Origin of the sequence: Pseudomonas sp. NFACC43, from assembly GCF_900119645.1 — a bacterium.
GTDB lineage: Bacteria > Pseudomonadota > Gammaproteobacteria > Pseudomonadales > Pseudomonadaceae > Aquipseudomonas.
Map to the genome: position 1 here is coordinate 261285 of NZ_FPKK01000003.1, position 26254 is coordinate 287538.

A 26254-nucleotide genomic window follows, 5' to 3' on the forward strand; every position below is an offset into this window, starting at 1 on the left:
CGATATGGGTGAGTATTGAGTTTCGAGTGGGGCGAAACGGCGAGAGTTCGATCGGGTTGCCTCCTGAGACAGGCTGGCGCGGCAGATTCCCTCACCATGGGCAAACCGTCCGAAATCCCTGCGGGCCCTCCCAGGAATCTGCTAAAAGGCAAGTTTCCGTTCCGAGTAGCGAATCGCGCCGATGCCTTCATCCTTACTCTCTCGCCTCAGGCAACGCTGGCTGGCCTGGTTTTTCATGGCCGCGATGGTGGTCGGGCTACCGGTGGGCTGTGGGGTGTTGCAGCACAAGGAGCGCGAACTGGTGTTCCGCATCGAACCGGGCACGGCGAGCTGGTTCAGCGGCCTGCCCAGCGGTGTCCAGGAATTCGATCTCAAGCCCAGGAACTTCAAGGCCGGGGAAAATATCCACGGCTGGTGGTGGCCGGCCGAGCGCCGGGACGCACCGGCGATCCTGTACCTGCACGGCGTGCGCTGGAACCTGACCGGGCAGCTGTTGCGCATCCAGCAATTGCGGGCGCTGGGCTATTCGGTTCTGGCGATCGACTACCGTGGCTTCGGCAAAAGCCAGGGGGACCTGCCCTGCGAAGCCAGCGTCTACGAAGATGCAAGAATCGCCTGGGAGCGTCTCGAGGTGTTGCAACCCGACCCGGCCCTGCGGCTGATCTACGGCCATTCCCTGGGTGGCGCCGTCGCGGTGGATCTTGCCGCGGAACTGGGTCAGGAGGCGGCAAGACATGGCAAACCGGTGCCCGCTCGAGGCCTGGTGATCGAATCGACCTTCACGTCCCTGGGGGATGTCGCCACCGCCATGGCGAACACCTCCCTGCCGGTGCGCTGGCTGCTGTCGCAGAAATTCGACTCCATCGACAAGATCGGCGAGATCAATATGCCGCTGCTGGTGGTCCACGGCGCTGCCGACCGCTACGTGCCGCCACGCTTCAGCGAACAATTGTTCAACGCCGCCCGCGAACCCAAGCGTCTGCTGTTGGTACCGGGCGCCACGCATAACAACAGCATGAGCCTGGCGGGCCGGACGTACCGGCAGGCGCTGGATGCGTTGCTCAAAAGCGCACCGTCGCCCGTGGCCGGAAACGCCCAGGCCAGCCCGGCCAAAGCGGGTTGATCCACGACCACTTGGGGTGTCTGTGGCGTTGCATCCAACCTGTGGCACACAAACAGAAACGGCACCTTTCGGTGCCGTTCGTTCATGGGCGATGCCGTTTTACTTGCGTGCCGCCTCCCAGGATTTCAGCAGTTCGGTGTAACTCACCGTTTCGCCTTTAGGCTTCTCGTTCGCCAGTTTCGGCTTCGGTGCGCCCGGCTGGTCGAACCAGTATTGCGCGTCGCGCTCGGGGTTCATTTTCGGTGCGCAGGTGGCCTGGGCCTTGGAGCGTTCCAGGCGCGTCATGATCGCGTCCTGGTCCTTGGCCAGGCCGTCGAGGGCCTGTTGCGGGGTTTTCTCGCCGCTGGCCGCTTCGGCGATATGGCTCCACCACAACTGTGCCAGGCGTGGGTAGTCCGGTACGTTGGTCCCGGTAGGCGACCATTGCACGCGGGCCGGGCTGCGGTAGAACTCCACCAGGCCACCGAGTTTCGGCGCCAGGTCGGTCATCGCCTGGGAGTTGATGTCCGATTCGCGAATCGGCGTCAGGCCAACGATGGTCTTCTTCAGCGACACCGTCTTGGACGTCACGAACTGCGCATAGAGCCAGGCGGCCAGGCGCTGTTTCTCAGGCGTGGACTTCATGAAGGTCCAGGAACCCACGTCCTGATACCCCAGCTTCATGCCTTCTTCCCAGTACGGACCGCGTGGCGACGGCGCCATGCGCCATTTCGGCGTGCCATCGGCATTCACCACCGGCAGGCCCGGCTTGGTCATGTCGGCGGTAAAGGCGGTGTACCAGAAGATCTGCTGGGCGATGTTGCCCTGGGAGGGCACCGGGCCGGATTCGGAGAAGGTCATGCCCGCCGCTTCCGGTGGTGCGTACTTCTTCATCCAGTCCACATACTTGGTGGTGGCGAACACGGCCGCCGGCCCGTTGGTATCGCCGCCGCGGGTCACGCTGGAGCCCACCGGATGGCAGTTCTCGACGCGAATGCCCCACTCGTCCACCGGCAAGCCGTTGGGCAGTCCCTTGTCGCCGCCGCCGGCCATGGAGAACCAGGCATCGGTGAAGCGCCAGCCCAGGGACGGGTCTTTCTTGCCGTAGTCCATGTGGCCGTAGACGCGCTTGCCGTCGATCTCCTTGACGTCCTCGGAGAAGAACTTGGCGATGTCCTCATAGGCCGACCAGTTCACCGGTACGCCCAGCTCATAGCCGTACTTTTCCTTGAACTTGGCCTTCAGGTCCGGACGCTCGAACCAGTCGGCGCGGAACCAGTACAGGTTGGCGAACTGCTGGTCGGGCAGTTGATAGAGCTTGCCGTCCGGCGCGGTGGTGAAGGAGATGCCGATAAAGTCCTTGAGGTCCAGGGTCGGCGAGGTGAAGTTCTTGCCTTCGTTGGCCATCAGGTCGGTGATCGACTCGGTCTTGCCGTAGCGGAAGTGCGTACCGATCAGGTCGGAGTCGTTGACCCAGCCGTCGTAGATGTTCTTGTCGGACTGCATCTGGGTCTGCAGCTTCTCCACCACGTCGCCTTCCTGCAGCAGGTCGTGGGTCAGCTGGATGCCCGTGATTTCGGAGAACGCCTTGGCCAGCACCTTGGATTCATATTCGTGGGTGGCGATGGTTTCCGACACCACGTTGATTTTCATGCCGCGAAACGGCTCGGACGCCTTGATGAACCACTTGAGCTCTTCAAGTTGCTGCTCGGCTGTCAGGGTTGACGGCTTGAATTCACTGCCGATCCATTTTTTCGCGGCGTCTTCATAGGCGTCGGCCCAGGCCGCAGCGCTCAGCCCGCTGAGTGCCAGCATGGCTGCCAATGAAACGCTATGTCGCAGCTTATTGTTTTTATCGAACATAGAGACCTCCTGTTTGGGTTTAAGAGCCTGATCGTCGAACCTTCGACGTGGCCTGTACGGTTAATCTGACTGCACGAATTAGCCACACAGGCCACTTAGCCCCACCGCATCACTGCCAACAGCCACACCAAAGACAACGCGAACGCTATCCAGATGCTCCAGTCGGTCGCGCCGATCACCAGCAGGTGCAGGTAGGCGCTACCGAGAAGACCGATAAACAACCGATCGCCACGGGTGGTGGCAATCGGCAGGAAACCTCGCCGAGGAATACTCGGCGAACGCATTTCCCACGTGGTCATGCCCGCCAGCAACAGGGCAATGACGCCAAAGAAGGCCGCCGTAGGGACGGTCCAGTTCATCCATTCCATCATCGACTCCTCAGACCCGGCCCAGGGCAAAGCCCTTGGCCACGTGGTTGCGAACGAACCAGATCACCAGCATGCCCGGCAGGATAGTCAATACCCCCGCCGCCGCCAGCACGCCCCAGTCGATGCCGGAGGCCGACACGGTGCGGGTCATCACCGCCGCGATCGGCTTGGCATTCACCGAGGTGAGCGTGCGGGCCAGCAACAGTTCGACCCAGGAAAACATGAAGCAAAAAAACGCCGTGACGCCGATGCCGGAGCCGATCAACGGGATGAAGATCTTGGCGAAGAACTTGGGGAAACTGTAGCCGTCAATGTAGGCGGTCTCGTCGATTTCTTTCGGCACCCCGGACATGAAGCCTTCGAGGATCCACACCGCCAGCGGCACGTTGAACAGGCAATGGGCCAGGGCCACGGCGATATGGGTGTCGAACAGTCCGATGGACGAGTACAACTGGAAGAACGGCAACAGGAACACCGCCGGTGGTGCCATGCGGTTGGTGAGCAGCCAGAAGAACAGGTGCTTGTCCCCCAGGAAGCGGTAGCGGGAAAACGCATAGGCCGCCGGCAGGGCCACGCACAGGGAAATCACCGTGTTGAGGCTGACGTAGTACAGCGAGTTCAGGTAACCGGTGTACCAGCTCGGGTCGGTGAAGATCACCTTGTAGTTGTGGAAGGTGAAATCCTGGGGCCACAGGGTCAGGCTGCCGAGGATCTCGGTATTGCTCTTGAACGACATGTTCAGCAGCCAGTAGATGGGCACCAGCAGGAACAGGATGTAGATCAGCAACGGAATCAGCTTTCTCTTGCTCATCGCACGGGCCTCAACGGTTGGCGTCGGAATGAGTCATGGCGGTATAGAACAGCCACGACACCAACAGGATGATCAGGAAGTACACCAGGGAGAACGCCGCCGCCGGGCCGAGGTCGAACTGGCCGATGGCCATTTGCGTCAGGGTCTGGCTGAGGAACGTGGTGGCGTTGCCCGGCCCGCCGCCGGTAAGCACGAACGGTTCGGTGTAGATCATGAAGCTGTCCATGAAGCGCAGCATCACCGCGATCAGCAGCACGCTCTTCATCTTCGGCAACTGGATGTGCCGGAACACCGCCCAATTGGACGCCCGGTCGATCCGCGCGGCCTGGTAATACACGTCCGGAATCGCCCGCAGCCCCGAATAGCACAGCAGCGCCACCAGGGACGTCCAATGCCAGACATCCATCACCAGCACCGTGACCCAGGCATCCATGGTGTTGGCCGCGTAGTTATAGTTGATCCCCAGGTTGTTCAGGACGGACCCCAGCAGGCCGATGTCGGCGCGGCCGAAGATCTGCCAGATGGTGCCCACCACGTTCCACGGGATCAGCAGCGGAATCGCCAGGATGATCAGCACCAGGGACGACCACTTGCCCTTGGTCGGCATGGTCAACGCGATGGCGATGCCCAGGGGAATCTCGATCAGCAGCACGCAGGCCGAGTAGATGAACTGGCGCAACAGCGAGTCGTGCAGGCGCGGGTCCATCAGCACCTGCCTGTACCAGTCGGCACCGACGAAGTAGCGGCTGGACTGGTCGAAAATGTCCTGCACCGAGTAGTTGACCACGGTCATCATCGGGATCACGGCACTGAAAGCCACCAGCAGGAACACCGGCAATACCAGCCACCAGGCCTTGTTGTTCTGCACCTTGTTCATCGCTGCACCTCGCTCAACGGTTCCAGCAGGTATTCATCGGCGTAGACCATCAGCCATTGCGCCGGGAAACTGATATAGGCCGTACCCTCCGGCACAGGCTTGTCTTCGGCCAGGCGTACCTTCAGCGGCGCGCCGTCGAGGTTGAGGGTCATGATCTTGTAGGTGCCCAGGTCTTCGACGTGTACCACCTCGGCCCGCATCGCATCGTCGTAGGGGCCGTCCCAGACATGGACGAACTCCGGCCGGATACCGACTTTCAGGCGCTTGCCCTGCGCTTCGGCGACCCGACGCTGCAAGGTGTCGGAAAGGGGCAGATGGGTGGATGCGAAACCGACGCCACCCGGTTGGGCGGTCACCTCGATCAGGTTCATGCCCGGGCTGCCGATGAAGTAGCCGACGAAGGTATGGCCGGGGCGCTCGAACAATTCCCGGGGCGTGCCGAACTGCACGATCTGGCCGCCGTACATCACCGCGATCTTGTCGGCGAAGGTGGACGCCTCCAACTGATCGTGGGTGACGTAGACCATGGTGATGTTGAACTGCTCATGGATCTGCTTGAGCTTGCGCCGCAGTTTCCATTTCAGGTGCGGGTCGATCACCGTCAGCGGCTCGTCGAACAGGATCGCCGACACGTCGTCGCGCACCAGCCCACGGCCCATGGAGACTTTCTGCTTCTCGTCGGCGGTGAGGTTGCGGGCCTTTTTGTCCAGCAGGTTCTGCAGGTCCAGGACCTCGGCGATCTCTTGCACCTTGGTGTGGATCTTCGCCTCGGCCATACCCTGGTTACGCAGGGGGAACGCCAGGTTGTCGAACACCGTCATGGTGTCGTACACCACCGGGAACTGGAACACCTGGGCGATGTTGCGCCGCTCCGGGCTCAGCTCGTTGACCACCTTGCTGTCGAACAGCACCTGGCCCTCGGACGGGCTGAGCAACCCGGAAATGATGTTGAGCAAGGTGGACTTGCCGCACCCTGACGGGCCGAGCAGCGCATAGGCACCGCCCTGCTCCCAGATGTGGTTCATCTCGCGGATCGCGTAGTCCTCTGGGCCCGCCGGTGTGCTGGTGTAGCTGTGGGCGAGGTTCTGCAAACGTATTTCAGCCATCAGGCAACCCTCGCGATACGCTGGCCGGGAGCCTGGACCAACTTGCCCGAGGCATCGAAGACAAAAAGTTTGTGGGTCGGAATGTAGATGCGGATCGGCGCGTCCACGTCGTACTCATGCACTCCCGGCAAGTGCAGCACCAGGAGGAAATGCTCGTTGCGAACATGCAGGAACGTTTCCGAGCCGCTGATCTCCGCCACCTCGACGGTCACCGCCAACTCCAGGTCATCGTCGTTGCTCGGCACCAGGGAGATATGGCTGGGGCGCACGCCAAACCGGAACTCACCCTCGCCCACCGGACGCAGGTCGACGTTCAGCGGAAAGTGCACGAAATTGGCGAAGCTCACTTCATTGCCGGCGATACGACCAGGCATGAGGTTGATGGGCGGCTCGGAAAACAATTCGGCGGCCAGGACAGTCTGCGGCTGGTGATAGACCGACGACGACTTGCCGCTCTGGATCACCCGGCCCTCGTGCAGGATCGTGGTGGTGCCACCCAGGGCCAGGGCCTCGTTGGGCTCGGTGGTGGCATAGACAGCAATGGTGTGGCGGGCCTGGAACAGTTCGCGCATCTCCTGGCGCAGTTCCTCGCGCAGCTTGTAGTCCAGGTTCACCAGCGGTTCGTCGAACAGGATCAGTTCGGCGTCCTTGACCAGGGCCCGTGCCATGGCCGTGCGCTGCTGCTGGCCCCCGGACAACTCCAGCGGATGGCGTTTGAGGAATTTTTCGATGCGCAGCATCCGGGCGGTTTCCAGCACCTTGTCCTGGATCACCTCGTCGGCCACACCGGCCTGGCGCAGGGGCGAGGCGATGTTTTCGAATACCGTCATGGTCGGGTAGTTGATGAACTGCTGATAGACCATCGACACATTGCGCAACCGCACCGGGCGGTGGGTCACGTCGACGCCGTTCATCAGGATGCGCCCGCTGTCGGGCTTGTCCAGGCCGGCCATCAGCCGCATCAGGCTGGTCTTGCCGGACAGGGTGCGCCCCAGCAGGACGTTAAAGGATCCGGGTTCGAAATTCAGGTTGGCATCGTCGATCCAGGTCTGGCCTTCGACGGTGCGACAGATGTGCTCAAGCGTTAATGACATGGCTCGGCCTTTTTATTTTTGGAGTCAAGCGACCGAAGCTTGAAAGCGAAAGCCGTGCCAGGAATCACAACACGTTGATGTAGTGGGTTTTTCTCAATAATCGTGGGAAAAATACGTTCGTTGATGAACAGAAATGAACAACCAGAACTGAACAACTGAACAATTCGCCGGTTGACAATGAACAATTTTGAACAACACTGAATGAACGCTTTCGGTTGGCCTGACTTCGATCCCTGTGGGCGCCCGCTCCCATAAGGGGCTGTGTATTACGTGCTATTCAGGCCTGCCCCCGCACAAGGAGTCTGTGCGAGACTTACCACAACAATAATAAACAGCTCCTGCGAGAGTGCCCCATGGCCGCACCTGCCCCAGTCTTGTCCCATGACGCCATCATCCAGGCCTCCTGGTCCCGTTGCCGTGCCTTCGGCCTCGACCATCAGAGCGTGCCCTCCTTCGACCCGCTGCCCGCCGAGGGCGTCGCCCAGTTGCTGGAGAGCCAGCATTCCCTGGTGCAGACCACTCACCAGGAAGTCCTGCCGTACTACGAGAACATCCTGAGCAACTCCAATTGCCTGATCATGCTGGCGGACAACCAGGGCCAGGTGCTGACGTCCTGGGGTACCCAGCGTTTCATCGAGCCGAAACTGGCCCATGGTTTCAGCGCCGGAGCGAGCTGGATGGAACGCTGCACCGGCACCAACGCCATCGGCACGGCGCTGGCCTGTGAACAGGCGGTGCACATCGAACACGATGAACACTTTCTCAAGGCCAACCGTTTCATGACCGGTTCCGCCGCGCCGATCTTCGATGCCGAGCGCAAGGTCATCGCGGTGCTGGATGTCTCCAGCGACAGCTACCTGCCGCCCTCCCATACCCTGGGCATGGTCAAGATGATGAGCCAGACCGTGGAGAACCGGCTGATCCTCAACCTGTTTCGCGGTGAGCATTTCCAGCTGACGTTCAACACCGGGTTGAACAACCTCGACAGCCAGTGGGCCGGCCTGCTGATTTTCGATGAGACCGGCCAGGTGCTTTCCGCCAACCGCCGGGCCGACAACCTGCTGGGGCTGAGCCTGTCCCGGGTCAGCATCGAAAGCCTGTTCAAGGTGTCGCTGCTGGACCTGCTGAACCAACCCGACGGCTTGCCGTTTTCCTTGCAGGCGGCCGGGCGCAATCGTTTCCAGTGCATGCTCAAGCGTCCGAGCCAGTTGTCGATCAAGCCGCGCGTGTTTGCCGAGCCGACACCTGCGCCGGCGCCCGCCGGCAACGCCATCAGCCTCAACACCCTGCATTTTGGTGACAGTCGCGTGGAAAAAGCCGTGCGCCAGGCCGAGCGCCTGCTGGAAAAAGACATTCCGCTGCTGATCCACGGCGAAACGGGCGTGGGCAAGGAAGTCTTCGTCAAAGCCCTGCACCAGGCCAGCTCCCGTTGCAAGCAACCGTTCATCGCGGTCAACTGCGCGGCGATCCCCGCCGAGCTGGTGGAATCGGAGCTGTTCGGCTACGAAAAAGGCGCCTTCACCGGCGCCAACCAGAAGGGCAGCATCGGCCTGATCCGCAAGGCCGACCGCGGCACGCTGTTCCTCGACGAAATCGGCGACATGCCGCTGCCAACCCAGGCCCGGCTGCTGCGGGTGTTGCAGGAACGCTGCGTGCAACCGGTGGGCAGCGCCGAGCTGTTCCCGGTGGACATCCGCATCATTTCCGCCACCAACCGCTCCCTGCGCGAACAGGTGCAACTGGGCCGGTTCCGCGAAGACCTCTACTACCGCATCGGCGGCCTGACCCTGGAGCTGCCGCCCCTGCGGGAGCGCAGCGACAAGCAGGCCCTGTTCAAGCGGCTCTGGGAACATCATCGCGAACCGACCCAGTGGGCCGGCCTGAGCCGCGAGGTGCTGGAACTCTTCGAGCGCCATCCGTGGCCGGGCAACCTGCGACAGGTCAGCAGCGTATTGCAGGTGGCCCTCGCCATGGCCGAGGAACAGCCGATCCGACCCGAACACCTGCCGGACGACTTTTTCGTCGACCTGGAAATGGAACCCGTGGAACAGCCGGAGCCCCTGGCGGTGGACCTGAACGATGCCGAGGACCTGAACCGTCAGTTGCAGGCGGTGGGCGGGAACATTTCACACCTGGCGCGACGGCTGGGCGTCAGCCGCAACACCCTGTACAAACGCCTGCGACAACTTGAAGGCTGATACGAAGGCAGCCTCCGAAGAGGCTGCCATGTCGCTGAGGCAAAGGGTCAGTCGAACGCACCGCTGAGCACTTCATAGATGATGCCGCTGGCGATCGCCACCAGGATCAGATCAGTGCCCACCTGCTGCCACTCATATCCGTCATAGTGCGGCAGATGCCCCAGCAGCCGGCCATCGAGCTTCTTGGCGATACCCGGCGGCAGCGGCTTGCCCCGGGCCAGGTTCTTCTGGATGCCGGGTGGCAACGCCGGGCCGGGGCTCCAATAATCGCGATAACCGCCAATCACCCCCAGGATGCCGCTACGGTCGATGCTCGGGCCGTTGTGCCAATCGCCGCCACCTCCCTGGTTTCCCTTGCCGCCCTGATTGCCCTTGTGACCGGGATTTCCTTGACCGCCCTTGTTGCCCTGCCCGCCTTTGCCTCCCTGCCCTTGACCGGGACCTTGATCGAATTGAGCGTTTCCCTTGCCGTTGCCCGGGTCCGCGACAACAATGCCAGGGCCCGCCGCCAGGGCGAAACAGGTAACTGCAGCAATCAACGAACGCGATTTGAACATGGCCGTTCTCTCAAGAAGGGGTTTGCCTGTAAAGATATAGAGACTAACGGTGATATTAGTTCCATATCACACTGTGCGTCGCTTGCCTGGACCGGATAACCGCTGTCACAGTCACCAAGGAGCTTCATGCGCAAGGATTACCTGGCCTTTTTCGTCTCATTGTTTCTTTCCCGGCTGGCCGACCAGATCCTCCTGTTCATCGTCCCGCTGATGGTGTTCCAGACCACCGGCAGTGCGTCCTGGGCGGGCCTGGCCTTCTTCGCCGAAGCCTTGCCGCGTTACTTGTCGTTCCCGATCTGCGGCGCGCTGTGCGATAGATTCTCGCCGATTCGTATCCTGCACATCAGCCAGGTCTATCGCGCCGTGGCGTGCATCGTCGGCGTGGGATTCTACGGGCTCTTTGGCGGGATCTACTGGATCGTCGCGCTGTCCGCCTTGTGCGGCGTGCTGACCACCCAGGGCATCATGGCCCGCGAAGTGGTGATGCCCTACATTTTCAAGCAGTACACCTATGCCAAGACCCTGTCCTATTCGCAGATCGCCGACCAGGCCGGGCTGGTACTGGGCCCGCTGGTGGCAGCGCTGATGCTCGAGGCATGGGCGTGGCATTGGGTAGTGCTGGCGATTGCCGGCCTGTTCCTGCTGGCGGACCTGGCGATGCTGTCCTGGCAGCGGAGCAGCCCGGTCACGCTGCAAATCTTCGAACAACGCTACGACGCCTGGCTGAGCCCGCTGCGCATTGCTTTGGGCCACATCGGCAAATTCACCCAGCTGAAAAAACTCATCTGCCTGGCAGCCGGGGTCAATCTGGTCATCGGTGTCACCCTCGCCACTTCCGCCGCCATGGCGATCGGTCAATACGACGCCACGAAGGATGACTATGCCGGACTGCAAGCCGCCGGAGCCGTGACCACCATTCTCATCCTGTTCTTTCTGGCCCGCGCCACCTTGCCCCTGAAATTGCTGGGAGTCCTGTCCTACAGCCTGATCGCCGCAGGCGCGTTCATCACCGCGCTCAGCCCATCCGCGTGGGGCTATGTGGTTGGTTTCCTGCTGATCGTCGGTTTCGACAAGATGTTCAACGTGTACATGCGCAGTGTCCGCCAGAAAATCATTCCGCCCCAGGACTTCGGCAAGACCGTCGGCGTCATCACCCTGCTCAACAATCTGTCGCAACCCCTGGCGGGCCTGCTGGTCGCGTTGCTGGCCGCGCCACTCGGCACCCGCCAGGTGATCCTGCTGCTGGCCCTCGCCACCAGCCTGACAGGCCTGGCGGTACTGGTGTTGTTCAGCCACAGGGAAGGCAGCCCGCAGGGCTACGGGGTCGATACGGACGGCTGACGTCTTCAAATATTCATCTGTGACCGGTATGAATTTGTGCGTGCGTACCATTCGTCGTGAATGGAACCGCATGCACCGTCAGCCGCCACGTCTGGCTCAAGGCTTGCACCGACCTGGCATGGCAGCCTCAGGACGACGTAACCCTGACGCGGCGGCCTTTTAATTACCGCTTGGTCAGTCATCGGAGATGTACCGTGTCAACTCTCAACGAAATCGCAGCGAACCACGCGAGAATGGCAAAGGCAAAGGAAGAAGAGTCGATACGGCTGAGTGGGCTTCAGGGACAAATCGTGGGCGGCTTTGAAATGCCGGCCATCGAAGTGAAACAGGACATGCCACTGCACTTCATGGCCGCGGTGCAGGAACATGGCTTCGCGGAGGGAATTGGCTGCGTGGCCTGATTGCCGAGGCTGGCTATTGAGGAAGCCATCGCCCGCTTTTGCGCGGGCGACTGGGCAGTGGTTCGGTCTCGTCCGGCCAGGATTCATTCCCTCGAACAACAATCAAGTGCAATGCGCCCTCTGTATCAGGCGCCGTCCCTGTGCAGACACCTCAGATGAATGACGAGCCCGACGGTCCCGGGGTGTAATCGTCGAAAAAGCATGACATTCTCGCTTACCGGCAACAATCGAAAGCGGACGAGGGAAAGGTCGTGAGCACACTTGAAAAGGCTATATCGATTGCCGCTCTGGCCCATGAAGGGCAGACCGACAAAGGCGGCGCGCCTTACATCCTGCATCCGTTGAACGTCATGCGGCGCCTGGCCCATGAGGACGAACGGATCGTCGCGGTATTGCACGATGTGATCGAAGACACCCGGGTGAGCATCGCCGATCTGCGCAAGGATGGCTTCAGCGAAACGATCCTCGCCGCCATCGAGTCTCTCACCAGGCACGAAGGCGAGCCTTACCAAATCTTCATCGAACGGGCTGCCCGCAATCCCCTGGCTCGTCGAGTGAAACTGGCCGATCTTGCGGAAAACAGCGATTTGTCACGGATCGACAGGCCCGGACCGAAAGACCTGGAGCGGGTAGAGAAATATCGCAAGGCCGTGGAGTATCTGACGGCTTTAACGAGCGTCTAGAGAAAAACCGGAGCCTTCCAGCACGGGCGAAGAAAGCCCCGGCTGATATGCCAGGGCTTCCCCACCCGAGAGCGGGATTATTTCTGCTTCACGGCATCAGGCCAATGTGAACGTACCGAAGCCACTGCCAAAGAATTCACCGCTGATATTCGCTGAATACTGTTGCGGATGAACCAAGACGAGTAAAGACGGTACGGGGTAGGAACAGTGTATCGGCGAAGAGGCTGAGCGGCAGGTCGAACGAGTCCAGAACATTTTCAGCCAGGCTCTGCGAAAAGTATGAGGCGTCGCCAAGCATGAGCCGCTTGAGCATGGGAGGTGAGAATCGGTCAGTAAGACGTTACGATCACTCGGGCCAGTTGCCGATCTGACATCAGAGGCAAGCTGTGGGTCGCTCGATAGTAACGGGAGGCCTGCTCAAAATGCGCCCCTCTGATCTCGCCATCTGATCCGATGAATACAATCGCATCACTCTTGGCGGACTTGAATATGGCCGGCCCATCTACGGTGAAGGCCGTCGTTGCGCCAACGATCATAGTCGGCACCAGCGTCGTAGCGGTCAATGCTCTCTCGACCGGATTTTCGACATACCACGCTCGCGCCTCAGTGCTGAGCAATGCCCAAATGGCGATTGCCAGCATTCTTAATGGAACCATCTCTTCTGTTCTTCCCAGCATGCAAAAGGCCGTCACGGTAACAAAGCGAGATACGGTTGGAAACAAAAGCTCGGCCCGAAGGACTGCAACCCGCACGGCAGGAAGACGCCCTTGCGCCGTATCCCAGACAATGCCTTTAGCACGTCCATGACTTGCTAGCGGTCCCCCAAGGACCTGAGATGAATATTGAGGACGCGCGCACCGCTCCTTCATCGAAGCAAGACATTTTCGACCGTCTGCCACCCCATTGGAGGGACCGCCTCAAACATTACGAAGCATGCCAGATCACCAGATCAGCACGCCCCCGGTGGAATACCGTCCTTGTTGAAATCCTTCAGACGCTCACGTTCCTGCTCTGTGGAATGCGCAGGGGTGTCGTTCTTGGGCGGGTCTTTTTGCTTTTCATCGGCCATTGCAGTGTCCTCTGGGGTGGATAAGGGTTTTGGCCACTGAATAGTATTGGCGGTTCAACTTGGTAACAGATTTACGAGGCTTTCACTATGATCGCTGTACAAGCCTTTCTAGCTGCATGTGTATCCAGCGTGTATAAAAACACAGTATTCGAACACAGCTAACAAGTAGTAGCGTTAGGCCTCCATCAGCCCAATCGGGCGAATCTGCAGTGGAGCCAGGAAAATGGAATTTTTAGAGCGCTTGAATGCGATGTCGGCAAAAGTAAGTCAGTTAGCGTCAACGATCCAAACGGAAGAAGCAACTAAAACCGCGTTTGTAATGCCCTTCATCCATACAGTGCTTGGCTACGATGTTTTCGATCCATCTGAAGTCGTGCCCGAATATGTATGTGACATTGGTACCAAAAAAGGCGAAAAAATTGATTACGCAATACTAAAGAACGGCCAGATTCAAATTCTTATTGAAACCAAGAAAATTGGCGAACCCTTAAACATAAACCACGCCAGCCAACTATTCAGATACTTCCACGTCACAACCGCTAGAATTTCAATCCTGACAAACGGCAGATTCTATAGGTTTTTCACCGACCTAGACGCTCCTAACAAAATGGATGAAAAACCATTTTTAGAAATAGATCTTTTAGACATTGACGAGCACGTTATTCCCGAGCTGCAAAAACTTACGAAATCAGCATTCGACGTTGAATCGATTATCAATGCAGCTGGCGAGCTGAAATATGTAGGACAGATCAAAAGAGAAATGGCCTCACAACTAACTCAGCCCGACGATGATTTCGTGCGTTTCTTTGCTTCACGGATCTACGAAGGCGCGATTACCCAGAAGGTAAGAGAACAGTTTGCACTGCTTACAAAAAAAGCCGCTGCTCAGTTCCTGAACGATCAGATAAATGATCGATTAAAATCTGCAATCAGTGGCGTACCCCTTCCTACTCCGGCCGAAGTTGTAGTATCCGAAACCCAACCGGATGCTAATGATGTACCAGAAGATAGAGTTCTCACTACCATGGAAGAACTCGAAGGATTCCATATAATAAAAGCGATAGTGCGCACAGTTATTGATGCAAAGCGGATCGCACACCGAGATACACAAAGTTATTTCGGAATTCTATTGGATGACAACAATCGAAAACCAATCGCAAGGTTGCATTTCAATAGAACGCAAAAATATTTAGGCGTCTTCGATAAAGACAAGAACGAAACGCGTCACCCGATAAGCTCGCTTGACGATATTTACGGGTTCTCGGACTCTCTAAAAGAGACGATCACCTTTTATCAAGGACAAGCCTGATACGAAAACTATGGGGGCAGAGCTCGTTTCGAGTTCGTTGCTATTGGCTCATCTCGTAACCGTCATTTGCCCCCCATCTTATTGTGCGCGCATGTCGTAGCGAGCAACGGAAGTGCTTAAACTTGGGTAACCAGCTACCTATCAACGTTTTTTGGTTCCAAGGGATTTCTAACGGGAAAACGCCAGAGACATTCTGTCCATACGACGCTCCTGCCCCATTCTGCCACCCCTGCCAGCCATAACGAAAAAGCCCAGCGGGATAGGCTGGGCTTCGAAGTTGAGAGCTCTATTTCAGATAACCGGATTTACGCAACCGCAGGCTATAGCCCCATACCGCAACCAGCAGGACGGCTTGCAGGATAACCGGCCGCAGGTACCAGGCAAGCTGGATGTAAAGGCTGGCCGGCATTTGGAAGATGTCAGGCAGCATGATTGGAATCAATGTCAGCCCCAGGAGCAATGCCCCCAACAGGACCCAGGATGACTTTGCGCTACGCCGCCATAGCAACAGGCCGGCGATTGCCAGCAGCAAGCAGGTGGAGCCGACTAATGAGCGCGATATCGGCCATTCTGGCTTGGCTCCAGCCCTCGCCGACCAGCCAGCAGGCATTTTTTGAATGTACGAAAAAGGCAGTAGATCACGGCGAGGTTGCCAGGACCGAGCGTGAGATATTCCTAACCAGAGGTGCAGGATTATCCATAATTTCCAAATCCATGTAGATGACCGGCCAATCCAGCCAACCTGCGAAGTCTACCCAGGACTAGCCGGGTCAAGAAGCTGACGAAGCGGTCAGTCTTTTACAGGAGAACCCTGCCTTTTCCGTTCAATGAAGAACCCTGCGACTCTCTCCAATCCTGATCCGATCCAGTGCCCTGTTTAAGGCATCCAGGGCATTGAGCAGAGCTTTCGCCTCCGCTTCCCGCCCATCGCCCCAGAGGCGTTCCGCCATGATATTAAGCGCCTGGATAGAGCGCTCGATATCAGCAGCCGTCACTGCTTTGCTTTCCTGATGTTTCTTTGGCATTGATCAACCTATCTCCAGGGTGTTGCGTCACCCGCTTCAATGCGAATACACAACAACAGAACACCATGCGGATGTCCAAGCCGGCAAGCAGCCAACCTTCACTCCCTCCCCCACGAGCGCCTCATGCTCGAACATTACACGGGTTCTCGCCGATACGGAGCTTTCCATCGTGACGACGCTGGGACTGCATACTCGACCCAATCACTCTTCGAGCCCTGCCTTAGCACAAATCAAGCGTCCCATGATGAACATTCGTTCACCGCAAGCAAGGTCCGATGCGTCTACCCTGCGGGTTCCAACATAGTGACTACAGGAGTGACCACCATGTTCTCGCACGAAAGCGTCCCACTGATCATCATCTTCATCGTCATGCTGGTGGCCGTGCTTGCGGCATTTCTGCACCCCGTGCATGCACTCTATAGCTGGCTTCGCAGACGCAGGGAAAGATCAGCCGTCGGCGTGACAGAGAAAGAAATTTCCCGCTGAAAATTGGCCCCGATCAGGCCCGGTGCGCCGGGCTTTTTCTCGGGATCCAGGTTCAACGCAAGCCTTCACCATCGCTACTCGATAGTTCCCTTAAGTGACTTGCACCGTTCGATGAGCTCTTTCCAGTCTCTACGTACGCCACTGTCGAAAAGAAGCCACCTATCAACCAGCGTTACGGTGCCACGGTCCCCCTATAGTCGCTCACGGCTAAAGAATGACGGAACAGCGCCTACGCCACTTTTCTGTCTATTCGCAGAGGGAGGAGTTTGTTGGGACTGTTGCGCCGAGCCAGAGCGGCTGGATGGGACTGGACTTTTGCCAGCGGCAAACAAAAAAGGGCCAACCTCTCGGTTGACCCTTCTAGACCGCCCAGCAGAGCGGATTTTGTTTGGTAGGCGCGATTGGACTCGAACCAACGACCCCCACCATGTCAAGGTGGTGCTCTAACCAACTGAGCTACGTGCCTGCTGTGAGGCGGCATTCTACGGAATTCCGAAGGGGTGTCAACACCTTTTTTTCACCTAACCCTATGAATATGCAAAATATTTAATTTCGCCGGGGCAATGAAGTATTTGCGGTGGCTGGCGGCGGATTTTTATCTCGGGTAGGATCGGCGCATTCGTAAAAAATATAAAACAGAGGTTGCAGAATGGCGAACACTCCTTATCCAGCGTCTTACTACGCCGCATCGGCCAACCCGGCTGCGTCGCGCCCGGCCCTGCAAGGTGACGTCGAAACCGACGTGTGTGTGATCGGCGCTGGCTATACCGGCCTGTCCTCTGCCCTGTTTTTGCTGGAGAACGGCTTCAAGGTCACGATTGTCGAGGCCGCGAAGGTGGGGTTTGGCGCATCGGGTCGCAACGGCGGGCAGATCGTCAACAGCTACAGCCGCGACATCGATGTGATCGAACGCAGTGTCGGGCCGCAGCAGGCACAATTGCTGGGCAACATGGCCTTCGAGGGCGGTCGGATCATTCGTGAGCGGGTGGCGAAGTATCAGATCCAGTGCGACTTGAAGGACGGTGGCGTCTTCGCAGCCCTTACCGCTAAACAGATGGGGCATCTGGAATCGCAGAAACGTCTATGGGAGCGTTTCGGCCATACCCAGCTGGAGCTGCTGGATCAACGCCGCATTCGCGAAGTGGTGGCGTGCGAAGAGTACGTGGGTGGCATGCTGGACATGAGCGGCGGGCATATCCATCCCCTCAACCTGGCGTTGGGCGAAGCCGCTGCGGTGGAGTCCCTTGGCGGGGTCATTCATGAACAATCGCCGGCGGTGCGCATCGAACGCGGTGCAAGCCCGGTGGTGCATACGCCACAAGGCAAGGTCAGGGCCAAGTTCATCATCGTGGCGGGCAATGCCTATCTGGGCAATCTGGTGCCGGAGCTGGCGGCCAAGTCGATGCCTTGCGGCACCCAGGTGATCACCACCGAGCCTCTGGGGGAAGAGTTGGCCCACAGTCTGTTGCCCCAGGATTATTGCGTCGAGGACTGCAATTACCTGCTGGACTATTACCGACTGACAGGCGACAAGCGCCTGATCTTCGGCGGCGGCGTCGTGTATGGCGCGAGGGATCCGGCGAACATCGAAGCGATCATCCGTCCGAAGATGCTCAAGGCCTTCCCCCAGCTCAAGGATGTGAAGATCGATTACGCATGGACCGGAAATTTCCTGCTGACGTTGTCGCGTCTTCCACAGGTGGGGCGTCTGGGCGACAACATCTACTACTCCCAGGGCTGCAGCGGCCATGGCGTGACGTACACGCACCTGGCAGGCAAGGTCCTGGCCGAGGCGCTGCGTGGTCAGGCTGAGCGTTTTGATGCATTTGCCGATCTGCCCCACTACCCGTTCCCTGGCGGCCAGCTGTTGCGCACGCCGTTTGCGGCGATGGGTGCGTGGTATTACGGGCTGCGGGATAGATTGGGATTCTGAGGCTCGCCCCCTGAGTCTTGCCAACTCAGCAAGCAAGGGCTGCTTCGCAGCCCAGCGGGAGCAAGCTCGCTTATCACGGGCTTGTTCCGATCTTCGCAATATCGTTACAGCAGAACAAAAAACCCCGGTCTTTCGACCAGGGTCTTTGCTATCGATCAGAAGTCCGCTGTACGGCTTTCTTCCTGGCTTCAAGGCGTTCAGTGGGCCTCGAAGCAGATATGGCGCAGCGGACGGGACTCGAACCCGCGACCCCCGGCGTGACAGGCCGGTATTCTAACCGACTGAACTACCGCTGCGTATCGCTATGGACTTGCGTCCAGTTAACTCGTCTGACCAGGGCCTTTGAGGCCTCGATCTCGAACCAGGCTGACCTGACTCGGTAAATATGGCGCAGCGGACGGGACTCGAACCCGCGACCCCCGGCGTGACAGGCCGGTATTCTAACCGACTGAACTACCGCTGCGCGTCGGTGGAGGCTTTTGACGGCTTCCATCTTGCTTTCGCAAGACTCTCATGGAACATGGTGGGTGATGACGGGATCGAACCGCCGACATTCTGCTTGTAAGGCAGACGCTCTCCCGGCTGAGCTAATCACCCTTTGCTTCGCTGAGGCCGCGAAATTTACGCAGGTGCCGAAGCTAAGTCAATAGCAGGGTTGGATTTTTTTCAAAAACAGCTTCGAGCTGCACGCTTCAAGCGGCAACTCGCAAGCCCCAGCACCGCATAACCACTTGCCGCTTGTAGCTCGCGACTTGTGGCTGCTGTTCATTCATAAATCATTTTCTTGGTCATGCCGCCGTCCACCACGAACTCCTGGCCCGTGACGAAACCGGCGTTACGCGACAGCAGCCATGCCACCATTGCCGCCACGTCCTCGACCGTCCCTACCCTGCCCGCCGGATGCTGGGCGTGATCGGCGTCGGTCAGCGGCTGCGCGCGGCGCTGGGACGGGTCGCGGGCGTCGATCCAGCCAGGGCTGACGGCATTGACGCGGATTTCCGGCCCCAGACTGATCGCCAAAGCGTGGGTCAGGGCCAGCAAGCCGCCCTTGCTCGCCGCGTAGGCCTCGGTATCGGGCTCCGATTGCGCGGCGCGGGTCGAGGCCAGGTTGACGATGGCGCCGTTGTGAGCGCGCAGGTAAGGCGCACAGTGCTTGGCCAGCAGCATCGGGCCGCCCAGGTTCACCGCCAGGACCCGGTTCCAGTAGGCCAGGTCGAGGCTTTCCAGGGTGATGTTGTGCGGGTCGGCAATGGCTGCGTTGCACACCAGCGCATCGAGCCGTCCGAATTGCCCGAGGACTTCGGCGATGCCCGTCGCCACTTGCGCCTCGTCCGCCACATCCATGCCAATGAACCAGGCGCCATCCCCCAGGGCCTTGGCCACCCGGGAGCCGCGCTCGCGATCCAGGTCGGTCAGGACCACCTGCCAGCCCTCACAGATCAGCCAGGCCGCAATGCCGAGGCCGATGCCCCGGGCGGCACCCGTTACGAGTGCGACCCGGCCATGAGTGCCTTCGATCACAAGGCCGCCAACCCACGAGCCAGATCGGCTTGCAGGTCCGCCACGTCTTCCAGGCCCACCGCGATGCGGATCAGGCTGTCACGGATGCCCGCCGCCTCACGCTCCTGGGGCGACAGGCGACCGTGGGAGGTGGTGCTCGGATGGGTGATGGTGGTCTTGCTGTCGCCCAGGTTGGCGGTGATGGAAATCAACCGGGTCGCGTCGATGAAGCGCCAGGCGCCCTCCTTGCCGCCCTTGACCTCGAAACTCACCACCGCACCGAACCCCCGTTGCTGGCGCACGGCCAGGTCGTGCTGCGGATGGCTCTTGAGGCCGGCGTAATGCACCTTCTCGATACCGTCCTGCTGCTCCAGCCACTCGGCCAGGGCCTGGGCGTTGGCGCAATGCGCCTTCATGCGCAGGCCGAGGGTTTCCAGGCCCTTGAGGAAGATCCAGGCGTTGAACGGGCTGAGGGTCGGCCCGGCAGTGCGCAGGAAGCCCACGACTTCCTTCATCTGCTCGCTGCGACCGGCCACCACGCCGCCCATGCAACGCCCCTGGCCATCGATGAACTTGGTGGCCGAATGCACCACCACGTCCGCCCCCAGCTTCAGCGGTTGTTGCAACGCCGGGGTGCAGAAGCAGTTATCCACCACCAGCATGGCGCCCTTGGCGTGCGCGATCTCCGCCAGGGCGGCAATGTCCACCAGCTCGGCCAATGGGTTGGAGGGCGATTCGACGAACAAGAGCTTCGTGTTGGCCTTGATCGCCGCATCCCAGGCGGACAGGTCCGCCAGGGGCACGTAGTCGACTTCCACGCCGAAGCGCTTGAAGTACTTCTCGAACAGGCTGATGGTGGAGCCAAAGACGCTGCGCGACACCAGTACGTGGTCGCCGGCGCTGCACAGGCTCATGACCACCGCCATGATCGCCGCCATGCCGGTGGCGGTGGCAACCGCTTGCTCGGCGCCTTCGAGGGCGGCGATGCGCTCTTCGAACGCCCGCACGGTGGGGTTGGTGTAACGTGAATAGACGTTGCCGGGCACTTCGCCGGCAAACCGCGCCGCCGCATCGGCAGCGGTACGGAATACATAGCTGGAGGTGAAGAACATCGGATCGCCGTGCTCGGCTTCCGGCGTGCGGTGCTGACCGGCGCGAACCGCCAGGGTGTCGAACGCTACGCCTTCAAGGTCGCTGTCCAGCCGACCGGCATCCCAATCCTGACTCATGCTGCCACTCCTCGGTTAAACGCAAACCGGCCCCTCGGGGCCGGTTCGTCACTCAGTTGTTATACAGATCGATGATCGCGCTGACCGCCTGGGTCTTGGCCTTGGATGCATCGTTGCGGGCGCTTTCGATCTTGTTCAGGTATGCCTCGTCGACATCACCGGTGACGTACTTGCCATCGAATACCGCGCAGTCGAACTGCTCGATCTTGATCTTGCCGCCGCCTACCGCTTCGATCAGGTCCGGCAGGTCCTGGTAGATCAGCCAGTCGGCGCCGATCAGGTCGGCGACTTCCTGGGTGGTGCGGTTGTGGGCGATCAGCTCATGGGCGCTCGGCATGTCGATGCCATAGACGTTCGGGTAACGCACGGCCGGGGCCGCCGAGCAGAAATACACATTCTTGGCGCCGGCTTCGCGGGCCATCTGAATGATCTGCTTGCAAGTGGTGCCACGCACGATGGAGTCGTCCACCAGCATGACGTTCTTGCCGCGGAATTCCAGTTCGATGGCGTTGAGCTTCTGGCGTACGGATTTTTTCCGCGCGGCCTGGCCCGGCATGATGAAGGTGCGACCGATGTAGCGGTTCTTCACGAAGCCTTCGCGGAACTTGACGCCCAGGTGGTTCGCCAGCTCCAGGGCCGCGGTGCGGCTGGTGTCCGGGATAGGGATCACCACGTCGATGTCGTGGTCCGGGCGCTCGCGCAGGATCTTCTCGGCCAGCTTCTCACCCATGCGCAGGCGGGCCTTGTAGACCGAGATGCCGTCGATGATGGAGTCCGGACGCGCCAGGTAGACGTGTTCGAAGATGCACGGCGTCAGGGTCGGGTTGGTCGCGCACTGACGGGTGAACAACTTGCCGTCTTCGGTGATGTAGACCGCCTCGCCCGGAGCCAGGTCGCGGATCAGGGTGAAGCCCAGCACGTCCAGGGATACGCTTTCGGAAGCGATCATGTACTCGACGCCTTCGTCGGTGTGACGCTGGCCGAACACGATCGGACGGATGCCATGGGGGTCGCGGAAGCCGACGATGCCGTAGCCGGTGATCATCGCCACCACGGTGTAGCCACCGACACAACGGTTGTGCACTTCGGTCACGGCGGCGAACACGTCTTCTTCGGTAGGCTGCAGCTTGCCACGCTGGGCCAGCTCATGGGCGAAGACGTTGAGCATCACTTCCGAGTCGGAATTGGTGTTGACGTGGCGCAGGTCCGATTCGTAGATTTCCTTGGCCAACTGCTCGACGTTGGTCAGGTTGCCGTTATGCGCCAGGGTGATGCCATACGGCGAGTTGACGTAGAACGGCTGGGCTTCGGCCGAGGTCGAGCTGCCGGCGGTCGGATAGCGCACATGACCGATGCCCATGTGGCCGACCAGGCGTTGCATGTGGCGCTGATGGAACACGTCACGGACCAGGCCATTGTCCTTGCGCAGGAATAACCGGCCGTCATGACTGGTCACGATACCGGCAGCGTCCTGGCCGCGGTGCTGGAGCACGGTTAGCGCGTCATACAGCGCCTGATTGACGTTCGACTTACCGACGATACCGACGATGCCACACATGCGACGCAACCCCTACTTAATGGATCTGAACTGAACAACGATCACTGCGGCGTTTTGGCCGTCGGCAATAGTTGTTCCTTGAACGGTATTTCAGCGGGTACGCTGATACCGCTGGCAAGCCACTGACTGCTCCAACCCAGGATCAGGTTCTTGGACCAGTCTGCGACCAATAGAAATTGTGGCACGAGCCGGGACTCCTGCCACCACGAATCCTGCTGTACCGGCCCCAGGCTCAGCAGCCCGACGGCCACGACCACCAGCAAGGCGCCACGCGCCGCGCCAAAGGCCATGCCCAGGAACCGGTCGGTCCCGGAAAGCCCGGTGACACGAATCAGTTCGCCGATCAGATAATTGATCATTGCGCCGACCAGCAAGGTGGCGATAAACAAGATGGCACAGCCCGCGATCACGCGAGCCGACGGAGTTTCGATGTATCCGGCAAGGTACTGGGACAGCGAACCACCAAACATCCAGGCCACGACCCCCGCGATGATCCAGGTCAGCAGCGAGAGGGCTTCCTTGACGAAGCCGCGACTCAGACTGATCAATGCGGAGATGGCGATGATTGCAACGATCGCCCAGTCAACCCAGGTAAATGGCACGGTGCAGCCTACAGACGGATAAGGCGGCGCATTTTAGCAGAGCGCAGGGCTGTCGGTAAGCTGCGATTGTCAGTGTGATTCAAATCAGGCAAACCGCGATCAACCACGCTCTGGCTGGAAACGCACCACGAACCCCTTGAGATTCTGCTGACGGCCAAGCAAGTCCCGCAGGCGATCGGCCTCGGCACGCTCGATCAGCGGCCCGACAAATACCCGGTTCTTGCCGTCGGCGGAACGGATATAGGCGTTGTACCCCTGGCTGCGCAGGGATTTCTGCAGGTTCTCGGCGCTCTCGCGACTGCTCAGGCTGGCCAGTTGCACGGACCAGCTGACCGACAGGCCGTTGGCGTCCACGCGACTTTGGGTGGTGTCCGGCTTGGTCGGCGCTGCGGTGATCGGCTGGCTCGGTGCCGGCTTGGCTGCCGGAGCAGCAGGCGCAGGCGCTGCTGCGACAGACGGCTTGCTCGATGTAGTCGGTGCAGCGGTCGGCGCCGCTGGAGCCGCTGGAGCGGGCGTGATCGGCATCGCAGGCGCGGGTTGCGCGGCCAGTTCTTCATCGCTTGGAACGGGTTCCTGGGGCAGCGCCTGGGGCTCAGGCACCGTCACCGGCTCGACCTGCACCGGTGGCATCGCCGGCGCCTGGGGCGCGGCCGGTGCATCGACCGTGACCTGACGCTGCTCGTCCTGACGGGAAAACAGCATCGGCAGGAAAATCACCGCCAGGGCCACCAATACCAGGGCCCCTACCATGCGCTGCTTGTATGCCTTATCCAGCAATGCCATCTGCAGCTTCCTCCGTGGAGCGCCGGCTCAGCCATTGAAGGGCCTCGGCGACACAAAAAAATGATCCGAACACCAGGATTTCGTCGTCGGCGGTCGCCAGGGCGCACTGCCCTTCCAGCGCGGCGACCACGCTTGCATAAGCATCCACCGAAGCGCCACGCGCCTGCAAGGCCGCCTGCAATTGTGCCGCCGGACGCGAACGCGGCGAGTCCAGCGGCGCGACTGCCCAATGCTGGACACTAGCACTCAACGCCTCGACCACGCCATCCAGATCCTTGTCGGACAACAACCCGAATACCGCCAGTCGCCGCCCCGCCACAGGCCGATGAGCCAGGCGCTCGGCCAGGTAGTGCGCCGCATGGGGGTTGTGGCCGACATCCAGCAGCAGGCTCAGGCGCTTGCCCTGCCAATCGAACGTGCGGCGATCGAGCCGGCCGACGACACGGGTCGCCTGCAAGGCCTTGACGATCTGGCCGGCATCCCAGGGCAGCCCCAGCAACCGGTAGGCCTGGAGCGCCAGCGCGGCATTCTCCATTGGCAGCTCCAGCAGCGGCAGGTCATGCAACTCCACCGGATTACCCTGGGCATCGCTGCCACGCCATTGCCAATGCTGCTCGGTCGTGGCCAGATCGAAATCGCGCCCACGCAGGAAAAACGGACAGGCCAGTTCCCGAGCCTTGTCCAGCAATGGCTGTGGTGGATCGAGGTCGCCGCAGAGCGCAGGCGCGCCCTGGCGGAAGATGCCGGCCTTTTCGAAAGCCACGGATTCGCGGGTGTCGCCCAGGTAATCGGCATGGTCCACGCCGATACTGGTCACCAGCGCGACGTCTGGATCCACCAGGTTGACGGCGTCCAGGCGACCTCCCAGGCCCACTTCCAGCACAACGGCATCGAGACCGGCACGGGCGAACAACCAGAACGCCGCAAGAGTGCCCATCTCGAAATAGGTCAGGGATATCTCGCCTCGCCCGGCTTCCACCGCGACGAAGGCCTCGCACAGCTCGGCGTCGCCAGCCTCGACGCCGTTGATCTGCACCCGCTCGTTGTAACGCAGCAGGTGCGGCGAGCTGTACACACCGACACTCAGCCCCTGGGCCCGCAACAGCGAGGCCATGAAGGCGCAGGTCGACCCCTTGCCGTTGGTACCGGTGACAGTGATGACCCTGGGGGCCGGCTTGCCCAGCCCCATGCGGGACATGACGGCCTGCGAGCGTTCCAGCCCCATGTCGATAGCCGACGGGTGCAGCTGCTCGAGATAGGCCAGCCAATCGCCCAGGGTACGTTGGATCATAGGCCCGCAGGCGCCGGTGGAACGACCATCGGCTCGATGGGCGTGGCGACATACTTAGGCGTCGGCAGGCCCATCAGTTGCGCCAGCAGGTTACCCAGGCGCGGACGCAGCTCCTGGCGATGGATGATCATGTCGATGGCGCCGTGCTCCAGCAGGAACTCGCTGCGCTGGAAGCCTTCCGGCAGTTTTTCACGCACGGTCTGCTCGATGACGCGCGGGCCGGCAAAGCCGATCAGGGCCTTCGGCTCGCCGACGATTACGTCGCCCAGCATCGCCAGGCTGGCGGAAACGCCGCCGTAGACCGGGTCGGTCAGCACCGAGATGAAGGGAATGCCTTCTTCGCGCAGACGCGCCAGCACCGCGGAGGTCTTGGCCATCTGCATCAGGGAAATCAGCGCTTCCTGCATCCGCGCGCCGCCAGAAGCGGAGAAGCAGACCATCGGGCAACGGTTTTCCAGGGCATGGTTGGCGGCGCGGACAAAGCGCTCGCCGACGATGGCGCCCATGGAACCGCCCATGAAGGAGAACTCGAAGGCCGAGACCACCACCGGCATGCCCAGCAGGGTACCGCTCATGGACACCAGGGCATCCTTTTCGCCGGTCTGCTTCTGGGCAGCGGTCAGGCGATCCTTGTATTTCTTGCCGTCGCGGAATTTCAGGCGGTCCACGGGCTCCAGGTCGGCGCCCAGCTCAACACGGCCTTCGGCATCCAGGAAAATATCGATACGGGCACGTGCGCCGATGCGCATGTGGTGGTTGCACTTGGGGCAAACGTCCAGGGTCTTTTCCAGCTCGGGGCGGTACAGCACCGCCTCGCAGGATGGACATTTGTGCCACAGACCTTCAGGCACCGAGCTTTTCTTCACCTCGGAACGCATGATCGAAGGGATCAGTTTGTCTACCAACCAGTTGCTCATGCTTTCTTTCTCCAGTACCGGCGGCCCGAACGCTCTGGTTCGCGGCCCCGCGTATGCCCTTGAGCTAAATTCATTGTGCGGCGAGGTTCGAGGAGCCACCACGGTCAGCGCGAAACATGACCTGCGTGCAGCCCAACCTCCTCTGCCATTC

The 26254-nt window shown here is 60.3% G+C and carries 25 protein-coding genes and 4 tRNA genes; 8 read left to right on the forward strand and 21 right to left on the reverse strand.

The genetic code is table 11. The features are described 5' to 3' along the window. Positions 1-181: 181 nt before the first annotated feature. On the forward strand, positions 182-1123 hold the full coding sequence (locus BT179_RS08065) for an alpha/beta hydrolase (protein WP_072430675.1): 942 nt from the start codon (positions 182-184) through the stop codon (positions 1121-1123). Positions 1124-1222: 99 nt separating this feature from the next. On the opposite strand, the gene BT179_RS08070 is transcribed toward BT179_RS08065, so the two are convergent. From BT179_RS08070 to BT179_RS08095, 6 genes are all read right to left on the reverse strand, one after another. Continuing rightward, positions 1223-2965 carry an ABC transporter substrate-binding protein gene (locus tag BT179_RS08070; RefSeq protein ID WP_072392344.1) on the reverse strand — a complete coding sequence of 581 codons (1743 nt, stop codon included), beginning with the start codon at positions 2963-2965 and terminating at the stop codon, positions 1223-1225. A gap of 95 nt (positions 2966-3060) precedes the next feature. Further along, positions 3061-3333: a DUF2160 domain-containing protein gene (locus tag BT179_RS08075; RefSeq protein WP_072392341.1), complete on the reverse strand. Its 273-nt coding sequence runs from the start codon at positions 3331-3333 to the stop codon at positions 3061-3063. Positions 3334-3343: 10 nt separating this feature from the next. Then, on the reverse strand, positions 3344-4144 hold the full coding sequence (locus BT179_RS08080; RefSeq protein WP_072392338.1) for a carbohydrate ABC transporter permease: 801 nt from the start codon (positions 4142-4144) through the stop codon (positions 3344-3346). A 10-nt stretch (positions 4145-4154) separates the two neighbouring features. Next, positions 4155-5021 (reverse strand): carbohydrate ABC transporter permease, encoded by an 867-nt coding sequence (locus tag BT179_RS08085; protein WP_072392335.1) that lies wholly within the window; start codon positions 5019-5021, stop codon positions 4155-4157. After that, positions 5018-6127, reverse strand: a complete 1110-nt coding sequence (locus tag BT179_RS08090; RefSeq protein ID WP_072392331.1) for an ABC transporter ATP-binding protein — start codon at positions 6125-6127, stop codon at positions 5018-5020. Before BT179_RS08090 ends, BT179_RS08085 begins: the two co-directional genes overlap by 4 nt. Then, positions 6127-7221, reverse strand: a complete 1095-nt coding sequence (locus BT179_RS08095) for an ABC transporter ATP-binding protein (protein ID WP_072392327.1) — start codon at positions 7219-7221, stop codon at positions 6127-6129. The genes BT179_RS08090 and BT179_RS08095 overlap by 1 nt, the downstream gene beginning before the upstream one ends. A 353-nt stretch (positions 7222-7574) precedes the next feature. Here BT179_RS08095 and BT179_RS08100 point away from each other — a divergent pair, with 353 nt between their 5' ends. Beyond that, positions 7575-9419 carry a sigma-54-dependent Fis family transcriptional regulator gene (locus BT179_RS08100; RefSeq protein ID WP_072392325.1) on the forward strand — a complete coding sequence of 615 codons (1845 nt, stop codon included), beginning with the start codon at positions 7575-7577 and terminating at the stop codon, positions 9417-9419. 47 nt (positions 9420-9466) lie between these two features. On the opposite strand, the gene BT179_RS08105 is transcribed toward BT179_RS08100, so the two are convergent. Beyond that, on the reverse strand, positions 9467-9976 hold the full coding sequence (locus BT179_RS08105) for an anti-virulence regulator CigR family protein (RefSeq protein ID WP_072430676.1): 510 nt from the start codon (positions 9974-9976) through the stop codon (positions 9467-9469). 126 nt (positions 9977-10102) lie between these two features. On the opposite strand from BT179_RS08105, the gene BT179_RS08110 reads away from it, so the two are divergent. The 3 genes from BT179_RS08110 to BT179_RS08120 all read left to right on the forward strand — a co-directional run bounded on the left by BT179_RS08110 (position 10103) and on the right by BT179_RS08120 (position 12401). After that, positions 10103-11317 carry an MFS transporter gene (locus BT179_RS08110; RefSeq protein ID WP_072430677.1) on the forward strand — a complete coding sequence of 405 codons (1215 nt, stop codon included), beginning with the start codon at positions 10103-10105 and terminating at the stop codon, positions 11315-11317. 194 nt (positions 11318-11511) lie between these two features. Continuing rightward, positions 11512-11718: a hypothetical protein gene (locus tag BT179_RS08115; protein ID WP_072392317.1), complete on the forward strand. Its 207-nt coding sequence runs from the start codon at positions 11512-11514 to the stop codon at positions 11716-11718. 251 nt (positions 11719-11969) lie between these two features. Further along, positions 11970-12401, forward strand: coding sequence for an HD domain-containing protein (locus tag BT179_RS08120; RefSeq protein WP_072392314.1), 432 nt, complete (start codon positions 11970-11972; stop codon positions 12399-12401). A 329-nt stretch (positions 12402-12730) separates the two neighbouring features. Here the strand turns inward: BT179_RS08120 and BT179_RS08125 are convergent, their stop codons facing one another. Beyond that, positions 12731-13042, reverse strand: coding sequence for a DUF2388 domain-containing protein (locus tag BT179_RS08125; RefSeq protein ID WP_256343834.1), 312 nt, complete (start codon positions 13040-13042; stop codon positions 12731-12733). A 651-nt stretch (positions 13043-13693) separates the two neighbouring features. Here BT179_RS08125 and BT179_RS08130 point away from each other — a divergent pair. Next, positions 13694-14779 carry a type I restriction endonuclease gene (locus tag BT179_RS08130; protein WP_072430679.1) on the forward strand — a complete coding sequence of 362 codons (1086 nt, stop codon included), beginning with the start codon at positions 13694-13696 and terminating at the stop codon, positions 14777-14779. A gap of 286 nt (positions 14780-15065) precedes the next feature. Here BT179_RS08130 and BT179_RS26730 read toward each other — a convergent pair whose 3' ends face one another. Together BT179_RS26730 and BT179_RS08135 are read right to left on the reverse strand one after the other, a co-directional pair. Further along, positions 15066-15209: a hypothetical protein gene (locus BT179_RS26730; RefSeq protein ID WP_177305103.1), complete on the reverse strand. Its 144-nt coding sequence runs from the start codon at positions 15207-15209 to the stop codon at positions 15066-15068. Positions 15210-15603: 394 nt separating this feature from the next. Continuing rightward, on the reverse strand, positions 15604-15804 hold the full coding sequence (locus tag BT179_RS08135) for a hypothetical protein (protein WP_072392303.1): 201 nt from the start codon (positions 15802-15804) through the stop codon (positions 15604-15606). Positions 15805-16128: 324 nt separating this feature from the next. Here BT179_RS08135 and BT179_RS26735 point away from each other — a divergent pair, with 324 nt between their 5' ends. After that, on the forward strand, positions 16129-16290 hold the full coding sequence (locus BT179_RS26735; protein WP_165887429.1) for a hypothetical protein: 162 nt from the start codon (positions 16129-16131) through the stop codon (positions 16288-16290). Positions 16291-16679: 389 nt separating this feature from the next. Here the strand turns inward: BT179_RS26735 and BT179_RS08140 are convergent. Further along, a tRNA-Val gene (locus BT179_RS08140) sits at positions 16680-16756 on the reverse strand. 183 nt (positions 16757-16939) lie between these two features. Between BT179_RS08140 and BT179_RS08145 the strand changes: the two genes are divergently transcribed. Beyond that, positions 16940-18223, forward strand: a complete 1284-nt coding sequence (locus BT179_RS08145) for an NAD(P)/FAD-dependent oxidoreductase (protein WP_072430680.1) — start codon at positions 16940-16942, stop codon at positions 18221-18223. A 219-nt stretch (positions 18224-18442) separates the two neighbouring features. On the opposite strand, the gene BT179_RS08150 is transcribed toward BT179_RS08145, so the two are convergent. From BT179_RS08150 to accD, 10 genes are all read right to left on the reverse strand, one after another. Further along, positions 18443-18519: transfer RNA gene (locus BT179_RS08150), tRNA-Asp, on the reverse strand. 90 nt (positions 18520-18609) lie between these two features. Next, a tRNA-Asp gene (locus BT179_RS08155) sits at positions 18610-18686 on the reverse strand. A 58-nt stretch (positions 18687-18744) separates the two neighbouring features. Then, positions 18745-18820 (reverse strand) — tRNA-Val (locus tag BT179_RS08160). 168 nt (positions 18821-18988) lie between these two features. Beyond that, positions 18989-19744 (reverse strand): SDR family oxidoreductase, encoded by a 756-nt coding sequence (locus tag BT179_RS08165; RefSeq protein ID WP_072392297.1) that lies wholly within the window; start codon positions 19742-19744, stop codon positions 18989-18991. Beyond that, positions 19741-20952, reverse strand: a complete 1212-nt coding sequence (locus BT179_RS08170; protein ID WP_072430681.1) for an O-succinylhomoserine sulfhydrylase — start codon at positions 20950-20952, stop codon at positions 19741-19743. Before BT179_RS08170 ends, BT179_RS08165 begins: the two co-directional genes overlap by 4 nt. Before the next feature lie 52 nt (positions 20953-21004). Next, entirely contained in the window at positions 21005-22510 is a 1506-nt protein-coding gene (purF, locus tag BT179_RS08175; protein WP_072392290.1) for an amidophosphoribosyltransferase, read from the reverse strand. 41 nt (positions 22511-22551) lie between these two features. Continuing rightward, positions 22552-23112 carry a CvpA family protein gene (locus tag BT179_RS08180; protein WP_072392287.1) on the reverse strand — a complete coding sequence of 187 codons (561 nt, stop codon included), beginning with the start codon at positions 23110-23112 and terminating at the stop codon, positions 22552-22554. A gap of 99 nt (positions 23113-23211) precedes the next feature. Next, entirely contained in the window at positions 23212-23895 is a 684-nt protein-coding gene (locus tag BT179_RS08185) for an SPOR domain-containing protein (RefSeq protein ID WP_072430682.1), read from the reverse strand. Then, positions 23879-25186, reverse strand: coding sequence for a bifunctional tetrahydrofolate synthase/dihydrofolate synthase (gene folC / locus BT179_RS08190; protein ID WP_072430683.1), 1308 nt, complete (start codon positions 25184-25186; stop codon positions 23879-23881). The genes BT179_RS08185 and folC overlap by 17 nt, the downstream gene beginning before the upstream one ends. Beyond that, entirely contained in the window at positions 25183-26103 is a 921-nt protein-coding gene (accD, locus tag BT179_RS08195) for an acetyl-CoA carboxylase, carboxyltransferase subunit beta (protein ID WP_053154736.1), read from the reverse strand. Before accD ends, folC begins: the two co-directional genes overlap by 4 nt. Positions 26104-26254: the final 151 nt, after the last annotated feature.